16 protein-coding genes are annotated in these 18,391 nt (G+C 67.6%); 2 read left to right on the top strand and 14 right to left on the bottom strand.

The window, feature by feature from the left end:
- Window position 1 precedes the first annotated feature (1 nt).
- The 7 genes from J2P76_RS21525 to J2P76_RS21495 are packed head-to-tail and all read right to left on the bottom strand — an operon-like array spanning window position 2 to window position 6,653.
- A complete protein-coding gene (locus tag J2P76_RS21525) occupies window positions 2-1,444 on the bottom strand; it encodes an NAD(P)/FAD-dependent oxidoreductase (RefSeq protein ID WP_207409902.1) in 1,443 nt (480 codons plus the stop codon).
- Entirely contained in the window at window positions 1,441-1,749 is a 309-nt protein-coding gene (locus J2P76_RS21520; RefSeq protein WP_207409899.1) for a (2Fe-2S)-binding protein, read from the bottom strand. The genes J2P76_RS21525 and J2P76_RS21520 overlap by 4 nt, the downstream gene beginning before the upstream one ends.
- Window positions 1,733-2,890: an NAD(P)/FAD-dependent oxidoreductase gene (locus J2P76_RS21515; RefSeq protein ID WP_207409897.1), complete on the bottom strand. Its 1,158-nt coding sequence runs from the start codon at window positions 2,888-2,890 to the stop codon at window positions 1,733-1,735. Before J2P76_RS21515 ends, J2P76_RS21520 begins: the two co-directional genes overlap by 17 nt.
- Window positions 2,890-3,690: an ABC transporter permease gene (locus tag J2P76_RS21510; RefSeq protein WP_207409895.1), complete on the bottom strand. Its 801-nt coding sequence runs from the start codon at window positions 3,688-3,690 to the stop codon at window positions 2,890-2,892. The genes J2P76_RS21515 and J2P76_RS21510 overlap by 1 nt, the downstream gene beginning before the upstream one ends.
- Window positions 3,687-4,553, bottom strand: coding sequence for an ABC transporter permease (locus J2P76_RS21505; RefSeq protein WP_207409893.1), 867 nt, complete (start codon window positions 4,551-4,553; stop codon window positions 3,687-3,689). The genes J2P76_RS21510 and J2P76_RS21505 overlap by 4 nt, the downstream gene beginning before the upstream one ends.
- Window positions 4,550-5,602: an ABC transporter ATP-binding protein gene (locus J2P76_RS21500; protein WP_207409891.1), complete on the bottom strand. Its 1,053-nt coding sequence runs from the start codon at window positions 5,600-5,602 to the stop codon at window positions 4,550-4,552. The genes J2P76_RS21505 and J2P76_RS21500 overlap by 4 nt, the downstream gene beginning before the upstream one ends.
- Window positions 5,603-5,621: 19 nt before the next feature.
- The gene (locus J2P76_RS21495; protein WP_207409890.1) at window positions 5,622-6,653 is read right to left on the bottom strand and encodes an ABC transporter substrate-binding protein; all 1,032 of its coding nucleotides are present in this window, start codon (window positions 6,651-6,653) and stop codon (window positions 5,622-5,624) included.
- Between the two features lie 160 nt (window positions 6,654-6,813).
- On the opposite strand from J2P76_RS21495, the gene J2P76_RS21490 reads away from it, so the two are divergent.
- Window positions 6,814-7,680, top strand: a complete 867-nt coding sequence (locus J2P76_RS21490) for a GntR family transcriptional regulator (protein ID WP_242697637.1) — start codon at window positions 6,814-6,816, stop codon at window positions 7,678-7,680.
- Here J2P76_RS21490 and J2P76_RS21485 read toward each other — a convergent pair.
- From J2P76_RS21485 to J2P76_RS21475, 3 genes are read right to left on the bottom strand one after another with little or no spacing between them, the layout of a single operon-like run.
- On the bottom strand, window positions 7,613-9,337 hold the full coding sequence (locus J2P76_RS21485) for a hydantoinase B/oxoprolinase family protein (protein WP_207409888.1): 1,725 nt from the start codon (window positions 9,335-9,337) through the stop codon (window positions 7,613-7,615). The genes J2P76_RS21490 and J2P76_RS21485 overlap by 68 nt on opposite strands.
- A complete protein-coding gene (locus J2P76_RS21480; protein ID WP_207409886.1) occupies window positions 9,330-11,387 on the bottom strand; it encodes a hydantoinase/oxoprolinase family protein in 2,058 nt (685 codons plus the stop codon). The genes J2P76_RS21485 and J2P76_RS21480 overlap by 8 nt, the downstream gene beginning before the upstream one ends.
- Window positions 11,388-11,422: 35 nt before the next feature.
- The gene (locus tag J2P76_RS21475; protein ID WP_207409884.1) at window positions 11,423-12,406 is read right to left on the bottom strand and encodes a Bug family tripartite tricarboxylate transporter substrate binding protein; all 984 of its coding nucleotides are present in this window, start codon (window positions 12,404-12,406) and stop codon (window positions 11,423-11,425) included.
- Window positions 12,407-12,567: 161 nt separating this feature from the next.
- On the opposite strand from J2P76_RS21475, the gene J2P76_RS21470 reads away from it, so the two are divergent.
- The gene (locus tag J2P76_RS21470; RefSeq protein WP_207409882.1) at window positions 12,568-13,506 is read left to right on the top strand and encodes a LysR family transcriptional regulator; all 939 of its coding nucleotides are present in this window, start codon (window positions 12,568-12,570) and stop codon (window positions 13,504-13,506) included.
- Here J2P76_RS21470 and J2P76_RS21465 read toward each other — a convergent pair.
- From J2P76_RS21465 to ampH, 4 genes are all read right to left on the bottom strand, one after another.
- The gene (locus tag J2P76_RS21465; RefSeq protein ID WP_207409880.1) at window positions 13,488-14,318 is read right to left on the bottom strand and encodes an AraC family transcriptional regulator; all 831 of its coding nucleotides are present in this window, start codon (window positions 14,316-14,318) and stop codon (window positions 13,488-13,490) included. The two genes, J2P76_RS21470 and J2P76_RS21465, sit on opposite strands and share 19 nt — an antisense overlap.
- Before the next feature lie 91 nt (window positions 14,319-14,409).
- Window positions 14,410-15,987: a serine hydrolase gene (locus J2P76_RS21460; RefSeq protein ID WP_207409878.1), complete on the bottom strand. Its 1,578-nt coding sequence runs from the start codon at window positions 15,985-15,987 to the stop codon at window positions 14,410-14,412.
- 7 nt (window positions 15,988-15,994) lie between these two features.
- Window positions 15,995-17,188, bottom strand: a complete 1,194-nt coding sequence (locus tag J2P76_RS21455; RefSeq protein ID WP_207409876.1) for a hypothetical protein — start codon at window positions 17,186-17,188, stop codon at window positions 15,995-15,997.
- Window positions 17,189-17,197: 9 nt separating this feature from the next.
- Window positions 17,198-18,343 carry a D-alanyl-D-alanine-carboxypeptidase/endopeptidase AmpH gene (gene ampH, locus J2P76_RS21450; protein WP_207409874.1) on the bottom strand — a complete coding sequence of 382 codons (1,146 nt, stop codon included), beginning with the start codon at window positions 18,341-18,343 and terminating at the stop codon, window positions 17,198-17,200.
- Between the last annotated feature and the right edge of the window lie 48 nt (window positions 18,344-18,391).

The following is an 18,391-nucleotide window of genomic DNA, read 5'->3' as shown; positions in this document are numbered from 1 at the left end:
GTCACTTCTTCAGCCGCACGACGGCCTGGCGCGACGCGTCGGTCTGCGGCAGGGCCGCCAGCTCGCCCAGCGTCAGCGGTTTGGTGGGGAAACGCAGGCGGTAGTAGCCGACGTCTTTGGGGTGCATGCCTTGTTCTTCGGCGATCAGCTCGGACACGGTCAGGCCGCAGAACCGCCCCTGGCAGGGCCCCATGCCGCAGCGCAGGAACGACTTCATCTGGTTGGGCCCGGTGCAGCCCAGCTTGACCGTCTGGCGCACCTGGTCGGCGGTGACTTCTTCACAGCGGCACACGATGGTGTCGCCCACCGGGCGCAGGTAAGCCCGCGGTACGCGGTACAAGGCGTCGAAGAACGCGCGGCCGCGCACCGCCCGGGCCAGCGCGGCGCGCGGGCCGGCGGCGGCGCGATCGCGCTGCCCGGCGCTCAGGCGGCCCAGCAGGTGGGCAGCCTGCAGCGCCGCCAGCCGGCCGCGGTGTTCGGCCGCCAGCGCCCCCGCAATGCCCGCGCCATCGCCGGCCATGCCGACGCCCGGCACGGATGTCCCGCCCCAGGCATCGGTGGCCGGCTCCCAGCAGTCCAGGGTGTCGTTCCAGGCGTGCTCCACGCCGATGGCGCGCGCCAGGTTGACGTTGGGCACCACGCCTTGATGCAACAGCAGATAGTCGGCCGGCAGCTCGCGCGCCTTGCCGCCCACGGTATAGCGCACGCCTTCCAGCCGTTCGCCGCCCAGCGCGCGCAGATCGGCCACGGCCCGCGTCACGGGCACGGCGGCCCTGACCTTGCGCAGCAGCTTCAGGCCCTTGCCCAGGTAGCCCGACGCCAGAAAGCCCGGGGCGTGGGGCAAGGCGCGCAGCCACTGCCCGGCGGGCGCGGTTTCGAGCAGGGCGTCTATCCTGGCGCCGGCATTCAGGTACTGCCAGGCCAGCAGGTACAACAGCGGCCCGCAGCCGGCCAGCACGGTTCGGCCCGACGACACCAGGCCGCCCGACTTCAGCAGTATCTGCGCGGCGCCCGCGGTCATGACGCCGGGCAGGGTCCAGCCAGGGATGGGGAAAGGCCGCTCCTGGGCGCCGGTGGCCAGCAGCAGGTGCCGGGCCACCAGCATGCGGGCCTCTCCGGCCACGGAATAGGCCACTTCGAATCCGTCGTCCGGCGCGGCCGCCGTCATGCGGGATACGGCCCATACGGTGGCCTGCGGCTGATAGCGGGCGCCGGACTGCAGAAAGGGCTGCACCAGCGTGGCGCCATGCCAGTAATCGTCGCCCAGCACGCGGCGGTCGGTCACCGGCGTGGTGGTCACGGCGCGATAAATCTGCCCGCCGGGCGCTGCCTGCTCATCCAGCAGCATCACATCCAGGCCCGCTTGCGCGGCGGCGGTGGCCGCCGCCAGGCCGGCCGGACCGGCGCCGATCACCAGCAGGTCGCACTTGGTCGTATCCATCATGCCTGCACCTTGCGCGCGCCCAGCTGGCGCTCGATGTTCATGCCCTCGCGCACGGGGGTCATACAGGCCTGCCGGTTCGGCTGGCCGTCGATGGTGACCAGGCAGTCGTAGCAGACACCCATCATGCAGTACGGGCCGCGCGGCACCTCGTTGACCGCAGTATCCCGGCAGGCGTCGATGCCGCTGGCGAACAGCGCCGCGGCCACACTGTCGCCCGCCCGGCAGGCCACCGTGTCGCCGTTGACCGTGACGCGCACCGGCTCGGCTTGCGCAAGTCGCGCAGCCGGATCAAGCCTCTTGAACATGGAACCTCCGGGTAGAAAAGGGCGCCATATCTGCGTCCAGGGCCCCCGCGGCAATCATGGGCGCCAGTTTCAAGGCATGCGCCGCGGCCAGCGTCACCCCGCTATGGCAGGTAGCCACGTATGCACCTGGACAGGTGGCGGATTGTTCGTAGATCGGAAAGCCGTCCTGTGACATGACCCGCAGCGCCGCCCAGCTGCGCACCACCCGCACGTCGCGCAGCGCCGGCAGGGTGCGCACCGCCCGGTCGGCCAGCGTGCCCAGGATGGGCAGGCCCACCGCGCTGTCGGCGTAGCCGGCCTCTTCCTGCGAATCGCCGATCAGCCACGTGCCCTCGTCCATTTGCCGCAGCGTGCTCAAGGGGGTTTGCAGCACACGCCGGGTGCGCTCCAGCGCGATGATCTGGCCGCGCTGGGGGCGCACCGGAACAGACAGGCCCACGTGTTCGCCCAGCGCCCGGTTGCCCAGCCCCGCCGCCAGCACCAGCTTCCTGCCCCGCACCGGCCCCTGGGCGGTGGCGATTTCAAAGGTGTCGCCCACGCGCTGGACCGCCTGCGCCGCGCGCCGGGGCAGGTAATCCACGCCGTCGCGGGCAAAAGCAATGTGCAGGGCGCGCAGCAGCTTCAGCGGGTTGGCAATGCCATCCACGGGCGTCCAGGTGGCGCCGCGCACGTCGGGCCCGATACCGGGCACCAGTTCGGCCAGCTGGTGCCGGTCGAGCAGTTTCCATTCGTACGACGACATCCCCGGCTGCGCCAGCAAGCCGGTCATGAAGCGCACCCGCGCTTCTTGCTCTTCATCCGACAGCAGCACATGCAGGCCGCCGCGCTGCTCCAGCCGCACATCGACGCCGGTTTTATCCAGCAGTTCCGCCGCCAGCCGCGGCCACAGGCCGGCCGATGCCATGGTCCACACACCATAGCTCGGCAGGCCCATGCCCTTGCTTTGCACCCACACCAGCCCGAAGTTGCCGCGCGACGCGCGGTAGGCCACGTCGCCTTCGTCGAGCACGGCCACGTGCTCCAGTTCGCGGCGCAGCCCGTAGGCCACCGCCGCCCCCACCAGGCCGCCGCCGATCACCACGGCGTCGTAGACGCCGCGGTGCCGCGGCGCGGGTACGCGTACCGCCTGCTCGTTTGCCATTACCGTCCTTTTCCTACAAACAGCTTTTCCAGCCCCACCGCCCGGTCCAGCACGAAGATGACCAGCACCGTGGCGTAGATCAGCGCCGCCGACACCGCCGTCACCAGGGGATCAATGGTGTCCTCGATCTGCAAGAAGATGCGCACCGGCAGCGTGGTGGTCGATGGCGAGGCGATGAAAATGGACATGGTCAGTTCGTCGAAGCTGGTAATGAAGGCGATCACCCAGCCGCTGATCACGCCGGGCAGGATCAGCGGCAGCACGACCCGGCGAAAAGTGGTCCAGCCGGTGGCGCCCAGCGACTGCGCCGCGCGTTCCAATGCCGGGTCCAGCCCGGTGGCCGAGGCCAGCACCAGCCGCAGCGCGTAAGGCATGACAATGATGATGTGCGCCATGACCAGGCCGAAGTACGTGCCCACCAGGCCCACGCTGGTGAAGAACTTGAGAAATGCCAGGCCCAGTACGACATGGGGAATCATCAGCGGCGACATGAAGAACGCCAGCAGCGCCTCGCGGCCGCGGAAGCGGCTGCGCGCCAGGGCCAGCGCGCCGGGCACCGCCAGCGATACGGCGATGGTCGCCGACAGGGCGCCCAACCCCAGGCTGAACCAGAACGCGTCGATGAAGCGGGGGTTGTCCAGAATGGCCTTGAACCAGCGCAGCGACAGGCCGTTGGCAGGCAAAGAAATGAACCCTTCCGACGTGAACGCCACCGCGCACACCATGACGATGGGCGACAGGATGAAGCCGATGAACAGCACATGGAACAGCAGCGCCAGAGGACCATTACGGAAGTTCATCGCTGCCCCTGGTTGAATATGGCGCCGTAGCGGCGCTCGATCATGCGATTGGCCGCCACCAGCACCAGCACGGTGGCCACCAGCAGCAGCATCGCCAGCGCGGCGCCCAACGGCCAGTTCAAGGTATTCAGGAACTCGTCGTAGGCGGCGGTGGCCACGTTTTTCAGGCGCCGCCCGCCGATGATGGCGGGCGTGGCAAAGGCGCTGGCCGCCATGGCGAACACCATGATCGAGCCGGACAGAATGCCCGGCATGATCTGCGGCACGATCACCCGGCGCAGCACCGTGAACTGGCTGGCGCCCAGCGAAAGCGCGGCCGCCTCGGTCGAGGGGTTGATCCGCTGCAGCGACGCCCATACCGATATCACCATGAACGGCACCAGCACATGGGTCAGCGCAATGATCACGCCCGTGTTGCTGTACATCAGGTTCACCGGCGCCGATGCCAGGCCCAACGCCATCAGGCCCTGGCTGATCAGCCCCGTCGAACCGAACAGCAGCGCCCACCCCAGCGTGCGCACCACCACCGAGATCAGCAGCGGGCCCAGCACCACCATCAGGAAGATGCCCTTCCAGCGGTTGGACATGCGCGACAGCACATAGGCCTCGGCCGTGCCCAGCAGCAGCGAGGCCACCGTCACCGCGGCGGCCACGCCGAAGGTGCGCGCATAGACTTCGTAGTAATAACTGTCGGTGACGATGTCCCGGTAGTTGGCCAGCGAAAACGCCTGTTCGATGCCGCCGTAGAACTCGAAATTGAAGAAGCTGATCAGAAACACCAGGAACAGCGGCACGACCAGGAACGTGGCGTACACCACCAGCGCCGGCGCGCTCAGCAGCCAGGGGTTCAGGCGCGCGTTCATGGCTGCGTACCGCTGTCCACCGGGCACATATCGCGGGCGCGCCAGCGCAGGTGCACCGGCTGGCCTTCGTCGGGCACCGGCACGCCGTCGTTCTGGCGGATCACCAGCACCTCGCCCACCGACGTCTCGACCTGGCACAGCCAGTGGTTACCCTGGAATACCCGCGCCTTCATGCGCCCGGGCAGGGCGCAGGCGGCCGGCTCGGAAAACAGGATCTTCTCGGGCCGCACGATAACCGTGCCCCGCGGCACGGGCAGGCCGTCCATGGGGATGGATGCCTCGCCGATGCGCGCGCGGCCCGCCGCCGCGCCGCTCTCGGCCTGCGGCGTAAAGACGTTGGCCTTGCCCAGGAAGCCGCCCACAAAACCGCTGGCCGGCCCTTCGTAGGCCGAGAACGGATCGGCCACCTGTTCAACGCGCCCCTGGTTCATCACCACGATGCGGTCCGACAACGCCAGCGCTTCGGATTGATCGTGCGTGACCAAAATGGTGGTGGTGCCGACCGTGCGCTGGATGCTGCGCAATTCCAGCTGCATTTCCTCGCGCAGCTTGGCATCCAGGTTCGACAAAGGCTCATCCAGCAACAGCACGCTGGGGCGGATCACCAGCGCGCGCGCCAGGGCCACACGCTGCTGCTGGCCGCCCGACATGCGGGCGGGATGGCGATCGGCCAGATGCGCCAATCCCACCAGTTGCAGGGCCTCGTGGACGCGGGTGTCGCGCTCGCGCCTGGGCATCTTCTGCATTTCCAGGCCGAACGCCACGTTTTCCGCCGCCGTCATGTGGGGAAACAAGGCGTAGTTCTGGAACACGATGCCCAGCCCCCGCTTGTTGGCCGGCACCTTATCCAGGGCCTTGCCGTCGAGTTCGATAGACCCGGAGGTGGGCTCCACGAACCCCGCGATCATGTGCAGGGTCGTGGTCTTGCCACAGCCGGACGGCCCCAGCAGCGAAATGAACTCGCCGCGCTCGACGGCCAGGTCCAGGCCCTCGACCGCGACCAGGTCGCCGTAGCGCTTGGTCAACCCATTCAGGGCAAGATATGCCATGCCTGCTCCTGGCGCCGGTTCAGCGTTCCACTTCGCGCGTCCAGCGCTTGTTCCATTCGTCGCGGTGCTGGTTGACCGTGTCCCAGTCGATCACGATCAAATTGGCCGCGCGGTCGCCGATGGGCAGCGGCACGCGCGGGTCGTCTTTGGCATCGGCCTTTTTGTTGACGGGGCCGTAGCCGTATTCGCTGGCCAGGCGCGACTGTACTTGCGGCGAAATCAGATACTGCACGAACTGCTGGGCCAGCGGATTGGCGTTTGGCTTGTTCACCGGGCATACCGACGACAAGAGCGCATACGCGCCTTCTTCGGGATAGACGAAACCCACCGGAAAGCCCGTGTCGGCGAAGGATTTCACGCGGCCGCTGCCCCATACGGCAATCGAGGCCTGCCCGCTGGAAAAGAGTTCGGTCATCTTGCCCGGCGATGGTTCATAGACCAGCACATTGGGGTTGATGTCCTTGATCATCGTCTTGAAGCCCGGGTCGATGTTCTTTTCGCCGCCGCCGCCCGCCCGCGCGAATTGCACCAGGGTGTGCAGCCCGTAGGTATTGTTCAGCGGCGGCACCACCAGCTGCTGCTTGTACTTCGGGTCTTTCAGGTCGTTCCAGGACTTGGGCGGCGCCCATTTCCGTTCGTCGAAGATCTTCTTGTTGTACATGATGCCGGTGGCCACAATGCCGATGGCCACCGCCTTGTCGTCTTTGTAGCGCGCGGTCTTGTACAGATCGTCGGCCGGCAGGTTCTGGATCGGGGCGCAGAACCCCAGCGCGATCGCCTGGTACATGGGGCCGTCGTCGATAATGGCCACGTCGATCTGCTGGTTGCTTTTCTGCGCCTGCAGGCGCGCCACGGTATTGGTGGAATTGCCCGCGACATAAACCAGCTCTACCCCATGCTGCTTCGCAAAGGGCGGAAAAATGTCTTTGCGCATGATCTCTTCGAACGAGCCGCCATAGCCCGCCACCACCAGCTTCTGCTGCGCCAGGGCGCCGCCGCTGCACGCAGCCGCCAGCACCGCCACGGAAAACACTGCAAGACCTTTGCCCATGAGACCCCCCTTGATCGAAGGGTGGCACTACGCAGTGCCGGCCCTTCTGTATGAAGTTTGAGCTGCGAAATATCCGGACATGAATGTCCGGACATATAATGATGTCGCGATGCTAAATTTGTCAATCCCTTATTGCCCCTAATACTTCCCTGGAGCGACCTTGGCCCGATCCCTGCCATCCCTTTCTGCCGACTCGCCGCCGCCGGACGCATCCAGCCATTTCAGCGCCGACATCGGCGCGCCCGCCGACGACAAGCGCGCGCCGCGCTACAAGGCCATCTACCAGGACCTGGCGCGCGCCATCCGGTCGGGCCGCTATCCCGTCATGACGCTGCTGCCTACCGAGCACGAGCTTTGCGCGCACTATGACGCCAGCCGCCACACCATCCGCGAAGCCATCCGCATGCTTACCGACGCGGGCATGGTGTCGCGCCGCCCCGGCGTGGGCACCCGCGTCGAGGCGGTCAAGTCGGCCACCCGCCACACGCAGCGCGTTTCCGAACTGTCCGAACTCTTCCAGTACATCAAGAACGCCACCCTGCGCGTGCTGGCCACGCACGACATCCGCGCCTCGGCGCGCCTGGCCGAAACCCTGGGCTGCCCGCCGCGCCATCCCTGGCTACACATCCGCGCCATCAAGCTGCTGGGCGGCAAGCGGGAACCGGTGGCGTACCTGGATGCCTATGTCCATCCCGACTACTCCGCCTTGCAGGCCGACATCGGCAAAACGCGCCTGCCGCTGCTGCAGCTGATCGAGCAACGCTACAGCCGGCGCATCGCGGAAGTCGGGCAGGAATTCTCGGCCACGCCCATCACGGGCGAGACGGCCGAGCTGTTGAAAGTGCCGCCGCAAACCGCGGGCCTGGTCATCAAGCGGCGCTATTACGGCGAAGACGGCGCGCTGATGCTGGCCACTGTCACGACCTTTCCATATACCAAGATGAAGTACTCCATGTCGCTCAAGCTGGATTGGCCGCGTCAGCCGGCGGCCGATGGCCATACACCGACTCGGCCTGCGCGCGGCTGATCTTGCCGTCCAGCAAGTCCTGCTCGACGCGCGCGCGCGGGCGCTCGGCCGGCGCGCCATAGCCGCCGCCGCCCGGCGTTTCGATGCGTACGCTTTCGCCGGCCGCCAGCGTGATATTGGCGGTTTTCGAGAACAGTTCTTCCGCTTCGGGCGTGCCCCAGTTGCGCACCAGCCGCGCGCGCCGTCCGTCGCCGCCGCCTGCCACGCCGGTTGCCACGCCGACCGTGTGGCTGTCGGAACGCGCCGAGAACACGATGCCGGCCGCGCGCGCGCGGATCTGCTTGGCAATGGCCAGCCCGCCGCGCGTGCGGCCCGCGCCGCCCGAATCGGCGATCAGCGCATATTCATCCATCAGCAGGGGATACTCGTTCTCCAGCGCCTCGACCGGCAGGTTCGACGTGTTGGTCATGTGCACGTGCACGCCGTCCATGCCGTCGGCGCCGTGGCGCGCGCCCGCGCCGCCGCCCAGGGTTTCCAGGTACACGAAGTGCCCGGCGCGATCCGGCCAGCGCCCGGAAAACACGATGGCCGGGCAGCAGTCATTACTGGACGCCATGATGCGCTCGGCGGGCAGCAGCCCGCGGAAGGCCCCGAAAATGGCGCCGGCCACTTTCTGCGCCGTGATCGAGCGCGCCCCCACGGCGGCGGGGTGTTCGGGGTTGGTAATGGTGCCCACCGGCGCACTGACCGATATCGGATCGAACAGCCCGGCGTTGGGCGCCAGGTCCGGATCCAGCAGCGCCTTGACCGCGTAGTACACGCAGGCGCGCAGGGCATTGAGCGGCAGGTTCATCGCGCCGCGCGCCTGGCGGCCCGACCCGTCGAAATCGAAATCCAGGCGCCCGTCGCGCACGGTCAGCGCCACGCGTATCGCCACCGGTTCGCCGCCCATGCCGTCGTCGTCCAGATAGCTTTCAAACGCATAGCGGCCTTCGCGCAACTCGGCAATCCGCTGGGTCAGGCGCAGGCGGGTATAGGCGATGACGTCTTCCACCGACTGCAGCACCTCGTCCAGCCCCATCTGCCGGATCAGCCCGCGCATGGCCGCCGCGCCGCGCTCATTGGTGGCCATTTGCACCCGCAGGTCCAGGATGCGTTCTTCCGGATCGCGCGTGTTGGCGCAGATCAGGCGCAGCAGGTCTTCGTCCACCGCGCCGGCGCGCACGATGCGGCAGACCGGAATGCGGATGCCTTCTTCGAACACCGAGCGCAGGCCGCCGGCAATCGAGCCCGGCACGGCGCCCCCCACGTCCGAATGGTGGGCGATATTGGCGGCGAAAAAGCGCAGCGCGCCGTCCCAGAACACCGGGGTAACGATGTTGATGTCGGGCAAGTGGCTGCCGTTGGCCAGGTAGGGGTCGTTGCAGATAAAGACATCGCCCTCGGCGATCGATCCGGCCGGAAAATGCTCCAGAATGGCCCGCATGGCGCCGTCCAGCGAGCCCAGGTGCAGCGGGATCTGCGTGCCTTGCGCCACCAGCCGGCCGGCCGCGTCGAACAGGGCCACCGAGCAATCCTTGCGCTCCTTGATGTTGGTCGAGAACGACGCGCGCACCAGGGTGTTGTTCATGTCTTCCGTAATCGACAGCAGGCGATTGCAGAACACTTCCATGCCGATGGGGTCGGCCAGCACGGGGCTGGCCACGGGCTCAGTCATGCTTGTCTCCTTGCAGGCGGATGAGCAGGTTGCCGTAGGTGTCGACGGCCACGTCGTGGCCCGGGCCCACCACCGTGGTCGAACTCATTTCCTCGATCAGCGCGGGCCCGGCCAGGCGGATGCCGGCGGGCAGCAGGTCGCGGTCGTACACGGGCGAGGCACGCCAGCCATGGCGGCCGCCGAAGTAGGCGCGGCGCTCGCCCAGGCGCGCGGCTTCGGGCAACGGGCCGGCCGGCCGCCGCGCCAGCGGCGCCTTGGCCACCTGCCCCACGGCCTGCAGCCGGCAATTGATGATCTGCACGCGGCGGTCGTCCACGGCGTAGCCGTATTCGCGTTCGTGCGCGCGGCGAAAGCCCGCGGCGAAGACGGGGTAGTCCTGGGGGCCCGCGGCATCGAGCGGCACCTGCACTTCGAAGTTCTGCCCTTCGTAGCGCGCGTCGATCGCGTAGCGGCAGCGGCGCAAGGCCGGCGCGACGCCTTCGTTGTCCAGCCAGGCGTCGGCCTGCTGCCGTAGCTCGTCAAAAATCGACACGACGCGGCGCCAGCCCTCAGGGTCGGCCACCGATATCTCGCTGCGCACGAAGTCGAAAGAAATATCCCCCAGCAAGATGCCGCGCGCGCACATGGTGCCCGGCTCCTGCGGCACGATGACCAGCGGAATGCCGCATTCCTCGGCCACTTCCACGGCATGCAGCGGCCCCGCGCCGCCGTAGGCGTAAAGCGCGAACTCCGACAGGTCGTGGCCGCGCTCGGTCGACACGGCGCGGATCGCCCGGCTCATGTTGGCGGCGGCAATGCGCAGAATGCCCTGCGCGGCGTCTTCCAGCGGCAGCCCCAGCGGCCGGGCCACGCGTGCCTGCACGACCTCGCGCGCGGCCTGGGCATGCACGTCCATGCGGCCTTTCAACAGCGACACCGGGTTCAGGCGCTGCAGCGTGATCTGCGCATCGGTAATGGTGGGCTCGGTGCCGCCGCGGCCATAGCCTACCGGCCCCGGCACGGCGCCCGCGCTGTGCGGCCCCACCTTCAGGGCGCCGGCATCGTCCAGCCAGGCAATGCTGCCGCCGCCGGCGCCGATGACGTGTATATCGACCATGGGCGTCTTCACCGGGTACCCCGCCACATGCCGGTGCGACGTGAACAGCGGCTGGCCCTGGCAGACCAGCGACACATCGGTGCTGGTGCCGCCCACATCGAAGGTCACCAGGTTCAGGCTGCCGATGGCGCGGCCGACCGCCGCCGCGCCCACCACGCCGGCCGCCGGCCCCGACAGGCAGGTGCGCACCGGATACTGCCGGACGCTGGCAATCGACATCAGCCCGCCGTTGGAGTGCACCGTATGCGGTTCGTGGCCGATGTCCAGGTCGCGGGTACGCTGCAGGAAGCGCTGCAGGTAGCGTTCCATGCGCGGGCCCACGGCGGCATTGAGCACGGTGGTCGACAGGCGCTCGTATTCGCGGAATTCGGGCAGCACCTCCGACGACTGGCTGATGAATACATCGGGCAGTTCCTGGCGCACGATCTCGGCCGCGCGGCGCTCGTGCGCGGCATTGCGGTAAGAATGCAGAAAGCAGATCGTCACCGCCTCGATGCCCGCCGCGCCGAAGGCGCGCGCCGCGTCGCGCACCTGCGCCTCGTCGAGTTCGCGCAGCACCGCGCCCGTGTAATCCAGCCGCTCGTCGATCTCGACGCGGAACTGCCGCGGCACCACGGCCGGCGGCTTGCCCACGCCGTAGTCGTACAGGTGCGGCCGGGTCTGCCGCCCGATCTCGAGCACGTCGCGAAAGCCTTTGGTGGTCAGCAGGCCGACCCTGGCGCCCTTGCGCTCGATGATCAGGTTGGTGGCCACCGTGGTGCCGTGGCCGATGTGGGATACCTCGTGCACGGGCACGCCGTGCGTCTCCAGCATGTCCGAGATGCCCTGCTGGATCGCCTCGGACGGATCGTGCGGCGTGGAAGGCACCTTGTGGAAATGCACGGCGCCAGACTGTTCATCCACCATGGTGAAGTCGGTGAATGTCCCGCCTACGTCTATCCCTATGCGATACATAGCTGCCCCGGTCCCGGTTAAATGCGGTCGCCCGCTCAGTTCAGGTGGATGCCGGCCTTGTCGGCCACCTTGCACCATTTGGCGATCTCGTCCTTGATCATGGCGGCGAAAGCCGGCCCCGCCACGTCGGACACCTGCGCCCCCTGCTGCTCCAGGTAAGGCTTGAGCGCCGGCCCGTGCAGCACGTCGACCAGGCTTTGCGTCAGCGGCTTGCGGATGGCCTCGGGCAGCCCCGCCGGCGCCAGCATGCCGAACCACACCATGGCCTCGTAGCCGGGGTAGCCGGACTCGGCCACCGTCGGCACGTCAGGCAGCATGGGCGAGCGGGTGGGCGACGTTACCGCCAGCGCGCGGATCTTGCCGTCCTTGATGTAGGGGTACGACGTCATCACCACATCCATCATCATGCTGACCTGGCCGCCCACCAGGTCGATCAGCGCCGGGCCCGAGCCGCGGTACGGCACGTGCACCATCGACACCCCGGCGGTCGACTTGAACAGCTCGGCGGCCAGGTGGTTCGACGTGCCCTGGCCGTTCGACGCAAACGAATAGCCGGTCGGGTTTTTCTTCAACAGCGCCACGAACTCCGGCAGCGACTTCGCCGGCACGGACTGGTTCACCACCAGCACATTGGGAATGGTGGCCACGACCGTCAGCGGCGTGAAATCCTTGACCGGGTCGTACGGCAGCTTCGAATAGATACAGGCCGCGCTGCCGTGCGTGCTGACCGATCCCATCAGAATGGTGTAGCCATCGGCCGGCTGGCGCGCCACATATTCCGTGCCGACCGTGCCGCCCGCGCCCGGCTTGTTCTCGACAATGACATCGGCGCCCAGCTTCTTGCCCAGGTTTTCGGCCACTTTGCGCGCGATCAGGTCGGTGGATCCCCCGGCCGCGAACGGCACGACGAGCCGCACCACCTTGTCCGACGGCCAGGCCGCCCAGGCGCCCTGGACAGCGGCCAGCAGCAAACCGGCCAGCACCATGCCGCAACCGCGGCGAACACGTCGTGTTGCCATCTTGCTTCCCCTTGTGTTGGTAGAACTTCCTGTGGCGCCCGGTTTGCGGCCGGGCCTCGCGTTCACTGCAACAACCCGGCCATACTAGAGGCAGGCTTATCGCGGCAGCAGGCTTTCCGGCTTATATTGGCATCAATGGCGTTTATGCCGAGGCGGCCACCATGAAGCACCCGGACTTGAACCTGCTGCTGCATTTCGATGCCCTGATGAGCTGTCGCAGCATCACGCGCGCGGCCGAGCAGCTGGGCGTGACCCAGCCGGCCCTGAGCGCCGCCATGAGCCGCCTGCGCCGCCTGTTCAACGATCCGCTGCTGGTGCGCGACGCGGGCGTATGGCAGCCCACCGCGCGCGCCCTGGAACTGCACCAGTCATTCCGCCCGATGCTCGAGGCGTGGCGCCGCGCCACCCGCGGCCACGAGCATTTCGACCCCGCGCATTCGGCCCGCACCCTGTCGCTGTATGCCACCGACTATGTGCAATACCGTCTGCTGCCGCTGGTCATTCCCAGCCTGGCCAGAGACGCGCCGCACCTGCATCTGCAGATCCAGCCCGCGCGCCCGCTGCACGGCCTGAGCATGCTGGACACGAATCACGTAGAACTGATCGCCGGCTACTTTCCCGAACCCTCGCCCGACCTGCGCACGCGCTTCCTGTACGAAGAGCCGGCCGTGTGCATCGTCAGGGAAGGGCACCCGTGCCTGCGCAAACGCTGGAACCTGGACGCCTACCTGCGCTACAGCCATGTAGACCTGGCGGCCCACACGCGCTACTTCAGCCGCGGCATCGACCGTATCTTGCAGGGCCGCAACCGCAGCCGCCATATCGCGGCCACGCTTTCCAGCTATCTGGTGTGCCCGTTCGTGATTTCGGCGTCGGACCTGATCGCCACCATGCCCGCCAGCGTGGCCAGGGTCATGGCCAGCAGCTCGCGCACGGTCATCCTGAAAGTGCCGATGGAATTGCCCACCATCGCCGTGTCGCTGTACTGGCACGAACGCCACCAGGACGACCCCGGCCATGCCTGGCTGCGGCAGTACATCGCCGAACGGGCCACGCCCGTCCGGCGCCAGGCGCCGCCGCCTCAGGCCAGCGGCAGGTAGATGCGCGTTTTCAGTTCGGCCGCGGGCGTGGTCTTGGGGTCGTTGACATATTCTTCCCACATCGGGAAGTCCAGCGTCTCGTGGCCGCTGGCCGGCAGCCATTGCGCAAACAGCCAGTTGTAGGCGGCCTCGATCTCGCTGTACGGGCCGGTGTATTCCAGCACCGCGCAGCGCGCGGCCGGCAGCGTGAACGGCTCGAACACCGCGTCGGCCGCCGCGCCGTCGGGCAGCGTCAGGCCGGCGCGCGAGCGCAGCCGCTCGGCCGGCACCTGCGCCGGGTCGTCGTAGTACACGCCGAACGAACGCGTGGCGGGTCCGACCAGGCCGCGGCCGGCAGCCAGCATGAACAGGCGGTCGAAGGTGGCGCCGATGCCCTGGTAGTCGCCCTGGTGGGCCAGGGTGGCCAGCGACGCGCCGGCGAACTGCTCGATGGTAGTGGGGTACATGCCAAGCTCCTGAGGGTTGAAAGGCCTGGAGCGCGCATGGCGGTAGCGGCCCGGCGGCATGCCGAACACAGCGCCGAAAGCCCGGTTGAACGCGGCTTGCGAGGTGTATCCGGCGCGCTGCGCCACCTGCTGCATGGGCCGGTCCCCGGCCAGGTCCACCGACGCCCGGTGCATGCGCATGCGCTGCATCGTGGCATTGACGGTCTCGCCCATCAGCGCGCGGTACACGCGGTGAAAGTGGTAGGGCGACAGGCACGCCAGTTCGGCCAGGCGATACAGGTCGGGCGCCGCATCGGGATGCGAGGCCAGCCATTGCAGCACGGGTTCCAGCCGGGTGGCGTAGTGGATGCGGGTCGTGGATTTCATGCGTCCTCCAGGGCTTCCACTGTAGCGATGGGGGCTTTGCAGATTTTGCGGTTTTACGGCCGGGCGAGGCGGCGCCCGGCCTTCGCTCATCTTACTTTCTTGTCCAGGTTCCCAGGCCGTTGTCATCGTAAAACTCGATGACAAAGCCGCTGGCGCGGTCTTTATCCATCTTGAAGCGCAGCGACGCCAGCGAATCCACCTGTTCCGCCTCGCCCGCCGGGGTAAACGCGAAGGTGTCGCCGTCCCAGTGCCGCAGCGGGAACGCCATCGCCTTCGGGCCCAGCGTCAGCGTCAAGCCGCCGCCGGCTTCGCGGATCTCGGCCGGGCCGAAGTAGGCGTTCTCGTAATGGCCGGCATACTGACCGGGCGGCTGGCCTGCCTTGGGCGGGGCCGGACGACTCTGCGATGAAAGATCGGCTTGCGGCGCGAAGAAGCCCTGCATGACGCCGTTGTAGGCGGCGAACCAGTCCCGGCTGGACTTGCCGTACAGCGCCGTATCGGTGAATTCCGCGACGACCGATTCCGCCGCGCCAACCGGCGCGCCATTGGTCAGCACCACGATGCCGATCCCGGCGGACGGCACAATCTTGAACGCCGTGCCGGCACCCAGCAGAAACGCCCCCGAATGGCCCATGGCCGGGCGGCCGCCCACCTCGGTGTTCACATTGAAGCCATAGCCATAAAACCCCGGCCGCGCGTCGACGGCATGCGGCGGCGCGCTGAACGATTGCGGCGACAGCGCCGGCAGCAGGGCCTGCGAGGCAATCAGCCGCTTGCCCCGGTACTGCCCATCGGCCAGCAGCAGTTTCAGCCATTCGGCCAGGTCGACCACATTGGATGAAACACCCCCGGCCGGCGCCTGCTCGTCGGCGTTGCGCTGGCCCAGCGCCACGAACGATCCCTTCTGGTACGCGTGCAACGCGGCGCGATTGCCGCGGGCCTGGTAATCACGATAGTGATAACTGGTCGACGCCATGCCCAGCGGCTTGAACAGCGACGCGTCGGCCAGGTCTTCCCACGGCGTTTTCGCGGCCGCCGCCACGGCCTCGGCGCCGATTGTCGTGCTGAAGTTGGCGTAATGGTAAGAAATGCGGAAAGGATCGAGCGGCAGCAGCCGCAGCCGCGCGATGACCTCGCTGCGCTTGAACCCCAGGTCTTCCAGATCATCGCCGGCCGTGCCCGGCAGGCCGCTGCGATGCGCGAAGAAGTCGCCGATCGTGCCGTACCGGGCCACATAGGCATCGCTCAACTTGAAGTCCGGTAGATAGCGCGATACCGGATCCGCCCACGACACCGTGCCCTGGGTCACCTGGATCGCCGTTACCGTCGCCGAGATCGACTTGGAGATCGACGCGATCTGGAACACCGTCTGCGCGTCCACCGCGCCGGGCTGGCCCGCCTCGCGCTTGCCGTATCCCTGGGCAAACACCGTCCTGCCGTCGATGACCACGGCCACCGCCATGCCCGGCACATGGCTGCGGCGCATTACGCGATCGATGATATGGGGCAGTTCCTTGACGGCTTTCTCCCGGCTGCCTTTCGGGATCGCCACGGCGTCGGCCGGGGGGCTGGCCCCGCGATCGATCGCCACCGCCCGCGATGCGGCCGGCATGGCGCAGCCCAGGGCCAGGATGGCGGCCGCGGCGATGCGTGAAGGCTTGCTGTGCATGATCACCTCAGAACTCTGCTTGATAGGCGACGCGGAATACGCCCTGGTTGATGACAAGCGACTGATCACGCTGGCGCGTCAGCCCGGCCTGGACAATGAAGCCGGCGGGCATCACATAGGTAACCGCGCCGGATACCGCCCAGTCCCAGCCGCCCCGCAGGCCGTAGCGCGCCAGCTTGCCGTCGCTGCCCGACAGCTTGCGCACCGCGCCGGTTACTACGAACTGCCAGCGGTCGCGCGACAGCGACACCGACGTCACGCCATTGCCGTTGGAAACCGGCGCGCCATGGAAGGCGCTGGCGTAGGTGGCCTCGTTGTACCAGCCCAGGTTCCAGCGCTGGCCCAGCTGTGCGTCATAGCGCAGGCGCATGGACACGATATTGCTGCTGTCGCCATAGCCCGGCTGGGCATGCAGCCGGCCCGCGTCCACGCCGCCCGAAATACCATCCAGGCCCGGCAGATTGCGAAAGTCATATGACACGATGAAGGACTGCATCCGGTCGCTGAAGGCTGGCGGCGCATCCGGCTTTACAAGGCCGTCGTCGAAGCTCAGGCGCTGGTTCAGGCTGCTATCGTCGCGCTTGAACAGCACCGCGGCAAAAGAGTGCGAACCGGCGCCTGCCGCGTCCAGCGTATACCGGCCGCCCACGCCTATCGCGCCGCGGTATTCCGAGCCCTCGGTAAACCCGGAATACAGCCCGTCGATCACATGCCAGGCGTCGCCGTAGCCCAGGTCCATCTTGCCGCCGTACAGGGCGTAGTGGTCGGCGGTGTAGGCGGCGAACAGGTTGTTCAGCTGCACGCCCAGGTCGGAAAAAGCGTTGTCTTTCGTCTCGTTCGTGGCGGAATCCAGGGTCGCCTTGGCGCGTAGCGAAAAACGGTTGGTCAGCTGCAGCACGAAGGCGCTTTCCACCTGCGGCTGCGTGCTGCTCCAGTGCGAACGCGGGATCTGCCCGTTGTCGTCGCGGATGCCGAAGTAATTGGTGTACCCGGTCAGCGCCAGTATCCGGCCGTTGAACCTGGGATACGCGTCCTTGTCGTCGCCCAGTTCGCTATAGGGGCTAAGGAAGATCTCGGTCTTGAAGATATCCCGCGCTTCCTGGGCGCCGGCCGACGGCGCGCCGATCGCCAGCGCGGCCATGCCCGGCGCCGCCATGGCGCGCAGGCCGTTCATCACCATGCTTCGCACGGGCAGGCTCACCGGCTCGGTTCAGCGGGCCAGCTCGGCCGCCAGTTCGCGCACCTGGGAATGGATGCCCTCGAACATGGCGAAATTCACGCGGCTGGCCACGACAAAGATTCCCAGGCCGCGGTTGGGCGACAGCACCACATAGCTCATGAAGCCGCCCAGGCCGCCGCTCTTGCCCAGCAGCAGCGGCGTGGCGCCGCGCGGCAGGCTCACGACCCAGCCCAGGCCCATGCCGTCGGCGTCGGTCACCTCGGTGCCCACCACCGACTTCAGCCCGTCATACGGCAGCCACATCTGGTGCGCCAGCAGGGCTTCGGGCCTTTGCTGCCTGGCGCCCTCCAGGTGCCACTTCATCCAGCGCGCCATGTCCGCCGCCGTCGAATACACGCCGGCGCTGGCATACATGATGTCCGGCACGGGCGCGTTGGGGTCGGGCTCGTCCATCGGGTCCAGGCCCGTCATCAGGCGTTTCTTCTGCTCGTCGTCGAGCGCATTGGTGGTGTCGGCCAGGCCCGCCGGCGCGAGCACTTCGCTGGCCAGCACGGTCGAATAATCCGCGCCGCCCGCCCTGGCCAGCGCGTCGCCCAGCAAGCCGTAGCCCGCATTGGAATACAGCGTGGTCGTGCCCGGCGGATACGGCGGCTGGTTGCTGGCAACCCACTTCCAGTAGTAGGCGCGGTCGAAGGCGGCGAACGGGTTTTCCGACGGCCTGGCGTCCGGATCCGGCAGCTCGCGCGGCAGCGCGGCCGAATGCGTGGCCAGGTCCAGCAGGGTAATGGGCCGGCCATTGGATGCGACCTGCGCATGGTCCGGCGCGTACTTGGACAAGGGGTCCGTCAAGCCGAGCTTGCCCTTGACCGCCAGCGACGCCAGCACGTCCGCGGCAAACACCTTGGACACCGAGGCCAGCCGGAAAATCGACTGCTCGTCGGGCTCGACGCCGCTGCCGGGCGCGGTTTCGCCATAGGCCTGGATGACAGTGTCATTACCGCGCACCACCGCGATCAGGACGGCCGGCGCGCCGGAATTCAAGTAAAGCTGCATGCCGGCCATCGACACGGCGTCGGTAAGCGCCAGGTCGGCCGCCCTGGCTGGGTTGAAGCCAAGCGCGCCAGCCAGGGCCAGCGTAAGGGCGCAAGCGCGCGTAAGGATGCGGGACGCCGACATGCCGATTCTCTCTTATCCAGGAATTGGGGAAATCCGCTGCAAGCGTGA

Source organism: Bordetella petrii (assembly GCF_017356245.1).
Taxonomy (GTDB): Bacteria; Pseudomonadota; Gammaproteobacteria; order Burkholderiales; family Burkholderiaceae_B; genus Bordetella_A; species Bordetella_A petrii_D.
This window is presented reverse-complemented; position numbering and strand designations above follow the sequence as displayed.